This window comes from Ramlibacter sp. (assembly GCF_028291745.1).
Lineage (GTDB): Bacteria > Pseudomonadota > Gammaproteobacteria > Burkholderiales > Burkholderiaceae_C > Ramlibacter.
This window is the reverse complement of record NZ_JAQGNQ010000142.1, coordinates 1-13112: the sequence shown is the minus strand read 5'-3', so window position 1 is coordinate 13112 and position 13112 is coordinate 1. Positions and strand designations below refer to the sequence as shown.

Genomic DNA, 13112 nt, shown 5'->3' with positions numbered 1-13112 from the left:
TTCGGGGACGAAAATCCACATCAGAAGATAGATCAGCAGGCTGAAACCGAAAGTGACCGTGAACAGGACGAACACCAGGCGCCAGATCCACGCCTCCATGCCGGAGGCCTTGGCCAGGCCGCCACAGACGCCGCCCAGCCAGCGATCGCTGCGCGAACGGCGCAGCGCGCCGATTTCGCTGACGAAGTCGCCGTTGCCGACGCTGCCGGCCGGCTTGTCGAGATTGACGGCGCCGCCGAGGGCCCTGGCCTTGGCCTGGGCGAATTCGGCGTCGGTCAGCGCGCCGGCCTGGTGCAGTTCGTGCAAACGCTTGATTTCATCGGAGACACTCATGCGACTACCTCACAAAAAAAACGGTGGCACGCGCTGCAGCGAGCGCGCTTTCGGTCCTGCGATGGACGGCGATTACAGGGAGAGCAGCAGGCGCGCTGGATCTTCCAGCACTTCCTTCATGGCGACCAGGCCCAGGACGGCTTCGCGGCCGTCGATGATGCGGTGATCGTACGACATCGCCAGGTAGTTCATCGGCCGCACCACGACCTGGCCGTTTTCGACCACGGCGCGGTCCTTGGTCGCGTGCACGCCCAGGATCGCCGATTGCGGCGGGTTGATGATCGGGGTCGACAGCATCGAGCCGAAGATGCCGCCGTTCGAGATCGAGAAGGTGCCGCCGGTCAGGTCTTCCAGGGTCAGCTTGCCGTCCTTGGCCTTGGCGCCGAATTCGCCGATTTTCTTTTCGATGTCGGCGATCGACATCTGGTCGGCATTGCGCAGGATCGGCACCACCAGGCCGCGCGGCGAACCGACCGCGATGCCGATGTCGAAGTAGCCGTGGTAGACGATGTCGTTGCCGTCGACCGAGGCATTGATCACCGGGTACTTCTTCAGCGCGTGCACGGCCGCCTTCACGAAGAAGGACATGAAGCCGACCTTGACGCCGTGTTCCTTGGTGAACTGGTCCTGGAACTTCTTGCGCATCTCCATCACCGGCGCCATGTTGACCTCGTTGAACGTGGTCAGGATGGCGTTGGTCGACTGCGACTGCAGCAGGCGCTCGGCGATGCGCGCGCGCAGGCGGCTCATGGGCACGCGCTGCTCGGGACGGTCGCCCAGGTCGGGCGCCGCCACCGGTGCGCTGACCTGCTGCAGGGCGGCTCGCGCCGGCGCGGCGGCGGGAGCCAGGGGAGCGGCCGCCTTGGCGATCACGCCCGAGGCCAGTGCGCCGATCACGTCGCCCTTGGTCACGCGGCCATCGCGGCCGGTGCCGGCGACGCCGCCGCTGATGTTGTTGTCCGCCATCATCTTGGCCGCGGCCGGCATGGCCACGTTGGACTTCGAGCCACCGCCGGCAGCGGCCGGGGCCGCATTGGCCACCGCGCTGGGCGTGGCCTGTGCCGGCTTGGCGGCGGCCGGTGCGGCAGCGCCGGCCTTGGCCTCGGTGTCGATCTTGGCGATCACCTGGTCGGAGGTGACGGTACCGCCATCCGCAACGACGATCTCACCCATCACGCCAGCGCTGGGCGCGGGCACTTCGAGCACCACCTTGTCGGTCTCGATCTCGATCAGGATCTCGTCGAGCGCCACCGCCTCGCCGGCCTTCTTCTTCCACTGCAGCAGCGTCGCTTCGGCAACCGATTCGGACAGCTGCGGGACCTTCACTTCAACGATAGCCATTTGATATTTGTCCTTCGGATACGCGTGGCCAGGCCCCACCCGCACCAGCGGGTCGGGTGTGGCTTCTCACCTTATTTACTGAGGACGAAGCCCTTCAGCTTCGCGAACGCGGCTTCCACCAGTGCCTTCTGCTGCTCGGCATGCAGGTGCGAGTAGCCCACGGCGGGCGAGGCGGAGGCGGCGCGGCCGGCATATCCCAGCTTCTGGCCTTCGCCCATGTTCTCGTGGATGTTGTGCTGGATGAAGAACCAGGCGCCCTGGTTCTGCGGTTCGTCCTGGCACCACACGAGGTCGGTCACGTTCGGGTACTTCTTCAGCTCCGCCGCGAAAGCCTTGTGCGGGAAGGGATAGAGCTGTTCCACGCGCAGGATGGCCACGTCTTCGCTGCCCCGCTCCTCGCGCTTCTTGGCCAGGTCGTAGTAGACCTTGCCCGAGCACATGATCACGCGCTTGACCTTCTCGGCCTTCAGGTCCGCCTTCTGATCGGGGATCACCGTCTGGAAGGCGCCCTTGGTGAACTCGGACAGCGGCGAGGTCGCGTCCTTGTTCCGCAACAGCGACTTGGGCGTCATGATGATCAGCGGCTTGCGCAGCGAGCGGATCATCTGCCGGCGCAGCACGTGGAAGATCTGGCTGGCCGTGGTCGGCTGCACCACCTGGATGTTGGTGTCGGCCGAGAGCTGCATGAAGCGCTCGAGGCGCGCCGAGCTGTGCTCGGGGCCCTGCCCTTCGTAGCCGTGCGGCAGCATCAGCGTGATGCCGTTGACGCGGCCCCACTTCACTTCGCCGGAAGCGATGAACTGGTCGATCACCACCTGCGCGCCGTTGGCGAAGTCGCCGAACTGCGCTTCCCAGATCACCAGCGTGTTGGGGTCGTTGGAGGCGTAGCCGTACTCGAAGCCCAGCACCGCCTCTTCCGAGAGGATCGAATCGATGCAGACGAAGGGCGCCTGGTTGTCGGCGACGTTGCACAGCGGAATGTAGGTGCCGGTATCCCAGCGCTCGCGGCTCTGGTCGTGCAGCACGGCGTGCCGGTGCACGAAGGTGCCGCGGCCGACGTCCTCGCCGGACAGGCGCACCGGGTAGCCGGAAGCCACCAGCGAGGCATACGCCATGTGCTCGCCCATGCCCCAGTCGACGTTGACGTCGCCGCGGCCCATCGCGGCGCGGTCTTCCAGCACCTTCCTCACCAGCGGGTGCACGGTGAAGTTCTGCGGCACGGTCGTGATGCGCTCGGCCAGGCGTTTCCACTCGGCCAGCGGGATCGCCGTGTCGCCGGCATCGGTCCACTTCTTGCCGAGGAAGGGCGACCAGTCGACCGCGTACTTGCTCTTGAAGTTGGACAGCACAGGATCGACCGTGTGCTTGCCGGCGTCCATGGCGGCGCGGAAGGCCTTGACCATGTCGTCGCCCAGCGTCTCGCCCAGGCCCTGCGCGGCGAGCTTGTCGGCGTACAGCCGGCGCGTGCCGGGGTGCGCCGCGATCTTCTTGTACATCAGCGGCTGGGTGAGCGCGGGGGTGTCCTGCTCGTTGTGGCCCAGCTTGCGGAAGCACACGATGTCGACCACGACATCCTTGTTGAACTCCATGCGGTATTCGAGCGCGAGCTGGGTCGCGAGCACCACCGCTTCGGGATCGTCGCCGTTCACGTGCAGCACCGGGCACTCGATCATCTTGACGATGTCGGTGCAATACAGCGTCGAGCGCGCGTCGCGCGGGTCCGACGTGGTGAAGCCGATCTGGTTGTTGATCACGAGGTGCACCGTGCCGCCCGTGAAGTAGCCCCGGGTCTCGGCCAGTGCCAGCGTTTCCATCACGACGCCCTGGCCGGCGATGGCGGCGTCGCCGTGCACCAGCACCGGCAGCACCTCGTTGCCCTTGGCGTCGGCGCGGCGGTCCATGCGGGCGCGCGCGGAGCCTTCGACCACCGGGTTGACGATTTCCAGGTGCGAGGGGTTGAAGGCCAGCGACAGGTGCACCGGGCCGCCGGGCGTGCTGACGTCCGAGCTGAAGCCCTGGTGGTACTTGACGTCGCCGGCGGGCAGGTCTTCCGGCGCGGTGTGGTCGAACTCGGAGAACAGGTCCTTGGGCATCTTGCCCATGGTGTTGACCAGCACGTTCAGGCGGCCGCGGTGCGCCATGCCGATCACGATCTCCTGCACCCCTTTCTCGCCGGCGCGCTGCACCAGTTCGTCCATCGAGGCGATGAAGCTCTCGCCGCCTTCGAGCGAGAAGCGCTTCTGGCCGACGTACTTGGTGTGCAGGAAGCGCTCGAGGCCTTCGGACGCAGTCAGCCGGTCGAGGATGTGCTTCTTCTTTTCCGGGCCGAAGTTCGGCTTGCTGCGGATCGCTTCGAGCTTCTGCTGCCACCAGCGCTTGCGGCCCTGGTCGCTGATGAACATGAACTCGGCGCCGATGGTGCCGCAGTAGGTCTCGCGCAGCGCGTTGGTCAGCTCGCGCAGCGACATGCTCTCCTTGCCGAAGAAGGTGTTGCTGGTGTTGAACACCGCTTCCTGGTCGGCATCGGTGAAGCCGTAGAACGAGGCTTCGAGCTCGGGGATGTGCTCGCGCTCGGCCCGCTTGAGCGGGTCGAGGTCGGCCCAGCGCACGCCGACGTTGCGGTAGGCGGCAATCAGTTGCTGGACGGCCGTGCGCTTGCGGGCGAGGTCGAGGTCGGCGCCGCCGGCGATGACGACCTTGGTGCCGCCCTGCTTGGCGCGCTGGGCAAAGGCGTTGACGACCGGCAGGTGCGGCACGTCCTTGGCATTGCTGCCGTCGACGGCGGGAACGTTCTGCAGGGCGTCGAAGTAATCGCGCCAGTGGTCCGGCACGCTGCCCGGATTGGCGAGATAGTTCTCATACATCTCTTCGACATACGGCGCATTGCCGCCGAACAGATAGGAATTGCTGTCGTAGGCCGTATAGACCGAGCCGTGATCGCTCATTTGCGTTCGCTACTTTCCGCCTCCCTTCAGGAGGCATGAAGCGGGTGGAGAAACCTTCCGCGACACGGCTTTGCCGGTTGGCGGATGCGACTGTGGGGAAGGGCCCTTGGTGCGAGCGCATTGTGCCACCGAAATCGGGCCCCACTGCCGGTGGGGTATGGCGCGAGCGGCTCGTCCATCGGGATTCACCCGCAGTTCGCGCCGTCCATCCCGGAGCTCGTGTTAATTTCGGCGCAATGACTGCAGTGACCGAGCCATTACCCGAGCAATACGCCGACATCTTCGTCGGCGACGGGGCCATGGCGCGCCTGATGCGCGCGCATGACTGGGCCGCCACTCCGCTCGGCCCGCCGGAACGCTGGCCGCAGGCGCTGAAGATGGCGCTGCGCATCCTGCTCACTTCCAAGTTCCAGATGTGGCTCGGATGGGGGCCGGAGATCCACTTCTTCTACAACGACGCCTATCGTCCCACGCTAGGCATCAAGCATCCGCGCTCCCTGGGCACGCCCATGAAGGTCCTCTGGCCGGAGATCTGGGACGACCTCAAGGGCCGGATCGGCAGCGTGTACGAGAAGGGGGAGGCGACCTGGGACGAGGCGCTGCTGCTGCTGCTGGAACGCTCCGGCTACCCCGAGGAGACCTACCACACCTTCTCGTACAGCCCGCTGATCGGCGACTCGGGCGAGGTGGAGGGCATGTTCTGCGCCGTCAGCGAGGACACGGTGCGCGTCATCAGCGAGCGCCGCCTGGGCGCGCTGCGCGAGCTGGCCCGCGGGCTGGCCGCGGCCGACACGCAGTCGGCGGTGCTGCGCATGACGGCCGAAACGCTGGCTTCGGCGACCCGCGACCTGACCTTTTCGGCGCTGTACCTGTTCGACGACGAGGGCCAGGCGCGGCTGGCCACCACCGCGGGCATCGCCGCCGGCATGCCGCTCGCGCCGCGCGAGCTTCAGCCCGGGCACGTCTGGGACGCGCGCCGCGTGTTCGCCGGCGACCCGGCCTTCGTGGTGCCGCTGTCGCCCGACCAGGAGGTGCCGCTCGGCGCCTGGGACAAGCCGGCGCGGCAGGCGCTGGTGGTGCCGCTGCCGCGGCAGGGGGCGGGCGCCGCGGCCGGCTTCCTGGCCTGCGGCATCAATCCCTATCGCAAGCTGGACACCGACTATCTCTCCTTCGTGCAACTGCTGGCCGGCCAGATCGGCGCCAGCCTGGCGAATGCGGAGGATGTGGAGGCGCGCACCGCCGAACGCGACCGCCTGCGCGCCCTGTTCCGCCAGGCGCCCAGCTTCATCTGCGTGCTGAGCGGGCCGGAGCAGGTCTTCGAGCTGGCCAACGAGAGCTATCTGCAGCTGGTGGGCCACCGCGGCATCGAGGGCAAGCGGGTGCGCGAGGCACTGCCCGAAGTGGCGGGCCAGGGCTTTTTCGAGCTGCTGGACCAGGTGTTCCGCACGCGCCAGCCCTATGTGGGCAAGAGCCTGGAGGTCAAGCTGCAGCCCGAAGCGGACGCGGCACCGGTGACCCGCTTCGTGGACTTCGTCTACCAGCCGATCCTGGATCCCTCGGGTCGCTCCAGCGGCATCTTCGTCGAGGGCTACGACGTCACCGAAAAGGTGGAGGCGGAGCAGCAGCTGCGCCAGCTCAATGCCGGCCTGGAGACGCGCATCGCCGAACGCACGCGCGACCTCGAATCCGCCATGCAGCGGCTGCAGCGCGAATCCGAGGAACGCAAGGCCGCGGAAGAAGCGCTGCGGCATGCCCAGAAGATGGAGGCGGTGGGCCAGCTGACTGGCGGCATCGCGCACGACTTCAACAACCTGCTGCAGGGGATCACGGGTTCGCTCGACCTGCTGAAGTTGCGCCTGCAACTGGGCAAGCTGGAGAACATCGAGCGCCTGATCAACGGCGCGATGACTTCGGCGCAGCGCGCGGCCGGCCTCACGCACCGGCTGCTCGCCTTCTCGCGCCGGCAGCCGCTCGACCCGAAACCGGTCAAGGCCAACCAGCTGATCGCGCCGATGGAAGACCTGCTGCGCCGCACGCTGGGCGAGAACATCCGGCTCGAGCTGGTGCTGGCCGGCGGGCTGTGGAGCATCTTGTGCGACCCGAACCAGCTGGAAAGCGCGCTGCTGAACCTGTGCATCAACGCGCGCGACGCCATGCCCGATGGCGGCGCCCTGGTCATCGAGACCCAGAATGCCTGGCTCGATGAACGCTATGGCGCGCAGGAGGACGTGGAGCCCGGGCAGTACGTGTGCATCAGCGTGTCCGATACCGGCGAAGGCATGCCGCCGGACGTGCTGGCCAAGGCCTTCGACCCTTTCTTCACCACCAAGCCGATCGGCCAGGGCACCGGGTTGGGGCTGTCGATGATCTACGGCTTCGCGCGCCAATCGGCGGGCCACGCCAAGCTCTATAGCCAACCGGGCCAGGGCACGACCGCCAAGCTGTACCTGCCGCGGCACCATGGCGACGCGGCCCCGCCCGAGCCGCTGCCGCAGCTGCGCCCGGAGCACCAGAGCGAACAGGGCGAGACCGTGCTGGTCGTCGAGGACGAGCCGGTGGTGCGGGCGCTGGTGATCGACGTGCTGAACGGCCTGGGCTACCGCACGCTGCAGGCCGGCGACGGCGCCGCGGCCCTGCGCATCCTGGAGTCCGACGCGCGCATCGACCTGCTGGTCACCGACGTCGGCCTGCCGATCATGAACGGCCGCCAGGTCTACGACGCGGCAGCCGTGAAGCGGCCCGACCTGAAGGTGCTGTTCATGACCGGCTACGCGGAGAACGCGACCCTGAACAAGGGCTTCCTGCAAGCCGGCATGGAGATGATGACCAAGCCGTTCGCGATGGAGCAGCTGGCGACGCGGATCCGGCGGATGCTGGGATCGAATTCGACGAAGGTTTAGCGGGCTTGCCTTTCCTCGTAGGCTGGGCTGCCGAAGGCACCCCAGCAAGCGGCGCCGGATCGCTGGGGTGCCTTCGGCAGCCCAGCCTACGATCCGACCAGTACCCGAATCTGCTCCAGCGCCGCCGGATCCTCCATCGTCGTCAAGTCACCCGGGTCCCTTCCCTCGCAGACGGCCTGGATCGCGCGCCGCAACAGCTTGCCGCTGCGGGTCTTGGGCAGGGCCGCGACGAAGCGCACGCGCGCCGGCCGCGCCAGCGCGCCGAGCTGCTCGTCGACCACCTTCATCACCTCGCCTTCGAGCTTCAGGCACGCGTGCTCGTCGGCCACGGCAGCGGCATCGCGGGCGACGGCGAAGGCAATGGCCACCTGGCCCTTGAGCGCATCGGCCACCCCGACCACCGCCACTTCGGCGATGCTGGAATGGCTGGAGATGCTCTCCTCGATCTCGCGCGTGCCCAGCCGGTGACCGGCCACGTTGATCACGTCGTCGGTGCGACCCAGGATGTAGAAGTAACCGTCCTCGTCGCGGATGCCCCAGTCGAAGGTGTTGTACACCGGCCGGCCCGGCAGGGTCGACCAGTAGGTCTGCACATAGCGCGCGTCGTCCTGCCACACCGTCTGCATGAAGCCGGGCGGCGTCGGCCCCTCGATGACCACCACGCCCTTCTGGTCGGGGCCGGTGAGTTCCTCGCCGGTGGACTCGTGCACCAGCCGCACGTCGTAGCCGTACATGGGAACGCCCGGGCTGCCGTACTTGCTGGTCTGGCGCTCGACGCCGTTGGCGATGGTGAGGATCGGCCAGCCGCTCTCGGTCTGCCAATAGTTGTCGATGACCGGCACGCCCAGGCCGTCGGCGATCCAGCGCGCCGTCGGCTCGTCCAGGGGCTCGCCGGCGAGAAACAGCGCGCGCAGGCTCGAGAGGTCGTACTTGCGCAGGAAGGCCGGGTCCTGCTTCTTGAGCACCCGCACGGCGGTGGGCGCGGTGAACATCGCGGTCACCTTGTACTTCTCGACGAGGCTCCACCAGATGCCCGCATCGGGCCGGATCGGCAGGCCTTCGTACATCAGGGTGGCCATTCCGCCGAGCAGCGGACCGTAGACGATGTAGCTGTGGCCCACCACCCAGCCGATGTCGCTGGCGCAGAAGTAGGTCTCGCCCGGCTGCCCGAGGAAGATGTGCTTGATGCTGGCGGCCAGCGCCACCGCATAGCCGCCGACATCGCGCTGCACGCCCTTGGGCTTGCCGGTGGTGCCGCTGGTGTACAGCGTGTAGCTGATGTCGGTGGCATCCAGCCATGCGCAGGGGACCTGGGTGTCGCGATGGCGCTCGGCCAGCGTTTCCCAGTCGTGGTCGCGCCCGGGCACCCGCTGCATGGGCGCGAGCTGGCGGTCCACCAGCAGCACGGCGTCGGGCTTGTGCCGCGACAGGCGGATGCCTTCATCGAGCAGCGACTTGTACGGCACCACCTTGCCGCCGCGCGAGCCGGCATCGGCGCTGACCACCACCTTGGCCGCCGCATCCTCCAGGCGCGCCGCCAGCGAATGCGAGGCGAAACCGCCGAACACCACCGCATGAATGGCGCCGATGCGGGCGCACGCCAGCATCGTGAACACCGCCTCCGGGATCATCGGCAGGTAAACCAGCACGCGGTCGCCGCGGCCCACGCCCAGCGACTGCAGCACCGCCGCCATGCGCTGCACCTGGGCGTGCAGTTCCTCAAACGTGTAGACGCGCTCCTGGCCGGTTTCGCTGGAGACGTGGATCAGTGCCGGCTGGTGCGCGCGTTCGGCCAGATGCCGGTCGATGGCGTTGTGGCACAGGTTGGTGGTGCCGCCCGCAAACCAGCGGTAGAACGGGGGATTGGTCGCATCGCAGAGGGTGGCCGGCGGCGTCTGCCAGTCGATCAGGCGGGCCTGCTCGGCCCAGAAGGCGTCGCGGTCCTCGAGCGAGCGGCGGTAGAACTCGGCGTAGCCCATGCTGCTGCTATTTCACCAGCGCCAGCACTTCGCCGAACCGGGGATGACCCGCATCCCGCAGCCACTCGAAGGCCACCATCTCCGTGGTCACCAGTTCCGCGCCAGCCCCGGCCAGGCGGTCGAAGGCGGCGTCGCGATTGCGCTCGCTGCGCGAGCTGCAGGCGTCGGTGACCACCCAGACTTCCAGTTCTTCCTCCAGCAGGCCCAGCGCCGTCTGCAGCAGGCAGACATGCGCCTCGCAACCGGCCAGCACGATGCTTTCGCGCCCGGACGCGGGCGGCGGCGCCGCCTTCTGCAGGTGCTTGGGCAGGCTGCGGGCATTGCCGCCCTGCGCCGGCTTGGCCGCGGGCTTCAGGCGCGGCAGCAGCACGCTGCTGCCGTCGAACGCCATCTTGCTCACCACCCGGCCCGCCACCAGCGGCTGCAGCACATCGGCCGTGGCGCCCAGGCCCTGCGCGTTTTCCTCGGTGGCCCAGAGCGGCACCTGCAGCAGTTGCGCGATGCGCGCCAGGCGCACGGCGTTGGCCAGCACCAGGTCGGCCTCATGGAGGGCGGGCAGCAGCTTCGCCTGGTAATCGACGAGCACGAGTTGAGAGTCTTCGGCGTCCAGCAGCATGGCAATTCCTTTGCCCGGCATTATCGGATGCGCCAGCGCACGCTACGATCCCGGCCATGTCCTCCGCCCGCCCCGACCTGATCGTCATCCACGAACATCCCGAGTGGCAGAAGCCGCTGTTTGCCGCCCTCGAGCGGCGCGGAATTTCCTTCGAGCCCTACAACGTCACGCACGCCGCCTTCAGCAACGAGGAGCTGCCGCGCGCTTTGCTGTACTTCAACCAGGCCAGCCCCAGCGCCTACATCCGCGGCAACACGCGCGCGGTGCCGCTGGCCCTGGCGTACATGCGCACGCTGGAGCGACTGGGCGCGCGCGTGCTCAATGGCGCGGACGTGTTTGCCCTGGAATTGAGCAAGAGCGTGCAGGCCACCTTGCTGCGCACGCTGGCCATCGCCACGCCGCGCTCGATCACCTTCAACGAGCCCTCGGCGCTGCGCGCGTATGCGGACGCGATCACGTGGCCCGCGGTGCTCAAGCCCGACCAGGGCGGCAGCGGTGCCCGCATCCAGGTCGTGGAGTCCGTGGAGCAGGTGGAGGAGATCTTCCGCCGCGATCCCTCCATCTGGCAGCCGGACAACCTGTTCCTGCTGCAGGAGTACCTGCCCCATGATCCCGAGCAAGGCATCGTGCGGCTGGAGTTCCTGGGCGGCGAACTGCTGTATGCCATGCGCGTGAAGACGCACGGCCGCTTCAATCTGTGCCCCTCGCCGGTGTGCAATCCCGATGACGGCGAAGGCATCTGCGAGATCCCCGCGCTGCAGCCGGTCGACGCGCCGCCGGTGGAGTTCTTTCCCTATCCCGAGGTCCCGCGCGAGGCAGTGGCGGAGGCGACGCGCATCGTGCAGGCGGCCAAGCTGGACGTCGGCGGCATCGAATACCTCGAGACGCCCGATGGACAGCGCGTCTTCTACGACATCAATGCCAATTCGAACCTGCGTCCTTCGGTGGCCGAGGCCTTCGGCTTCGATCCCTTCGAGCGCGTGGTCGACTACCTGGCCCGCCAGCTCGAACTGTTCCGGACCCCGTGAGCGGCGACCCAGGCACCAGCGCTATCGATCGCCTAAGGAAGATGCTTAACCGGCCGGTCGCCAGCTCGACGGTAAACTTGCCCGCGATCCCCATGTCCAGCCGCGCAGCACCCGACCTCCCTCCCATCCGGCTGCTGTGCGTCGAGGACAACCCGGACGACGTCGAACTGATGGGCATCGCCCTCGAGCGCGCCGATCCCGTGCGCCGTTACGAGCTGCACCGCGTCGACAACGCCGCGAGCTTCGTGGCCGCGCTGCAGGGCGACTGGGACGTGATCCTGTGCGACTTCAACCTGCCGCGCTTCTCGCCCTATGCGGCGCTGCAGATCCTGGTCACGCGCCGCTCCACCATTCCGCTGATCGTGCTGACGCGCGCGATCGGCGAGGAGGCGGCCGTGCACGTGCTGCGCTGCGGAGCCAAGGACTACCTCACCAAGGACAAGCTCGGCACGCTGCCGCAGATCATCGGCCGGGTGCTCGAAGAGCGCCGGCGCGCGCAGGAGAAGGAGCGCCTGGACGCGGAACTGCAGGCCGCCTATGCGCGGCTGAAGGAGTTGTCCGCCCGCTTCGTGCTGGCGCAGGAGCGCGAACGCTCGCACATCTCGCGCGAACTGCACGACCAGCTCGGGCAGACGCTGACGGCGGTGGTGATCCACCTGCACGCCGCCGACCGCGCGCCGGATTCCGCGGTGGCGCACAAGCACAGCGAAACCGCGGCCGAACTGGCCAACGGCGCCCTGCAGCAATTGAAGACGCTGTCGTTCTCGCTGCGTCCGGCGCAGCTGGACCTGCTGGGGCTCGTGCCCGCGGTGCAGTCCGCCATGCAACGCATCGCCGAGCCTGCGGGGCTGGCCTGCGAGGTCACCACCCGCGGCTCCGAGCCGGCCAAGCTGGAGGAGAACGCGGCGGTCGCGGTGCGGCTGGTGCAGGAAGCCCTGACCAACATCGTGCGCCATGCCAAGGCATCGATGGTGCGGGTACGCCTGCGCTTCCTGCCGAGCGGGCGCATCAGCGTGCTGGTGCTCGACGACGGCGTAGGCTTCGACAAGGCCGCCGTGCTGAACGGGCAGCAAAGCGAGAAGAACATCGGCCTCTACGGCATGATCGAGCGCACCGAGCTCGCGGGTGGACGGCTTCACATCCGCACGCGCGACGGCCGCGGGGTCGCCATCCGAGCCGTGGTGTGACGAAGAAATACCGGGCCTACCCATGATCCAGAACCTGAATTCGCCGCTCCCCATCCAGGTCGTACTCGCCGACGACCATGACCTGGTGCGTTCCGGCATCAAGGCCTTGCTGTCCACGGTGGAAGGCGTGCAGGTGATCGCCGAGGCACGCAACGGCAACGAGCTGCTGCAGTTGCTGGAGTCGGTGAAGCCGGACGTCGTGATGACCGACATCTCCATGCCCGGCATGGATGGCATCACGGCGATCGCCGAAATCCATTCCCGCTACCCCGAGGTGCGGGTGCTGGTGCTGTCGATGTACGACACGGTGGACTTCGTCAAGCGCGCCGTCGCCAATGGCGCCTGCGGCTACCTGATGAAGGACGCCCCGCCCTTCGAGCTGGAACAGGCGCTGCGCAGCGTGATGGCGACCGGCAGCTACTTCAGTGCCGCGGTGGCGCAGCGGCTGCTGCAGCCCTCGGAGCCGACCGTCGACGACGAACTGACCACGCGGCAGGTCGAGATCCTCACGCTGATCGCGCAGGGCAAATCGGCCAAGGAGATCGCCTTCGAACTTGGCCTGTCGCCGAAGACGGTGGACGTGCACCGCGCCCGCATCATGGAGCGCCTGCGCCTGAACGACATCGCCAGCCTCACGCGGTATGCCGTGCGCAAGGGCTTGGTGAAGGCCTGAGGGGTGACATTCCTCGGCAGCAAGGCGATCCCGCGGCCTTGCGGGCCGACCTTTTTGTCGCCTGGCTGGCGTCTTTCGTAGGCTGGGCTGCCGCAGGCACCCCAGCGATC

9 protein-coding genes are annotated in these 13112 nt (G+C 67.7%); 4 read left to right on the top strand and 5 right to left on the bottom strand.

The window, feature by feature from the left end:
- From JWP60_RS25800 to JWP60_RS25790, 3 genes are all read right to left on the bottom strand, one after another.
- Positions 1–333: PspC domain-containing protein (locus tag JWP60_RS25800; protein WP_299798174.1), on the bottom strand; the 333-nt coding region annotated here is incomplete at its 3' end.
- 72 nt (positions 334–405) lie between these two features.
- Positions 406–1674, bottom strand: coding sequence for a 2-oxoglutarate dehydrogenase complex dihydrolipoyllysine-residue succinyltransferase (gene odhB / locus JWP60_RS25795; protein ID WP_299798171.1), 1269 nt, complete (start codon positions 1672–1674; stop codon positions 406–408).
- 71 nt (positions 1675–1745) lie between these two features.
- A complete protein-coding gene (locus JWP60_RS25790; RefSeq protein WP_299798168.1) occupies positions 1746–4619 on the bottom strand; it encodes a 2-oxoglutarate dehydrogenase E1 component in 2874 nt (957 codons plus the stop codon).
- Between the two features lie 236 nt (positions 4620–4855).
- Here JWP60_RS25790 and JWP60_RS25785 point away from each other — a divergent pair, with 236 nt between their 5' ends.
- A complete protein-coding gene (locus JWP60_RS25785; RefSeq protein WP_299798165.1) occupies positions 4856–7519 on the top strand; it encodes an ATP-binding protein in 2664 nt (887 codons plus the stop codon).
- Positions 7520–7605: 86 nt separating this feature from the next.
- On the opposite strand, the gene JWP60_RS25780 is transcribed toward JWP60_RS25785, so the two are convergent.
- Together JWP60_RS25780 and JWP60_RS25775 are read right to left on the bottom strand one after the other, a co-directional pair.
- A complete protein-coding gene (locus tag JWP60_RS25780) occupies positions 7606–9498 on the bottom strand; it encodes a propionate--CoA ligase (RefSeq protein WP_299798162.1) in 1893 nt (630 codons plus the stop codon).
- 7 nt (positions 9499–9505) lie between these two features.
- Positions 9506–10114, bottom strand: coding sequence for an isochorismatase family protein (locus JWP60_RS25775; protein ID WP_299798159.1), 609 nt, complete (start codon positions 10112–10114; stop codon positions 9506–9508).
- A gap of 56 nt (positions 10115–10170) precedes the next feature.
- On the opposite strand from JWP60_RS25775, the gene JWP60_RS25770 reads away from it, so the two are divergent.
- The 3 genes from JWP60_RS25770 (at position 10171) to JWP60_RS25760 (ending at position 13002) form a co-directional block, all read left to right on the top strand.
- Complete coding sequence (locus JWP60_RS25770) at positions 10171–11142, top strand: hypothetical protein (protein WP_299798156.1); 972 nt, start codon at positions 10171–10173, stop codon at positions 11140–11142.
- Positions 11143–11234: 92 nt separating this feature from the next.
- Positions 11235–12329, top strand: a complete 1095-nt coding sequence (locus JWP60_RS25765) for a histidine kinase (RefSeq protein ID WP_299798153.1) — start codon at positions 11235–11237, stop codon at positions 12327–12329.
- A 22-nt stretch (positions 12330–12351) separates the two neighbouring features.
- A complete protein-coding gene (locus tag JWP60_RS25760; protein ID WP_299798150.1) occupies positions 12352–13002 on the top strand; it encodes a response regulator transcription factor in 651 nt (216 codons plus the stop codon).
- Positions 13003–13112 lie beyond the last annotated feature (110 nt).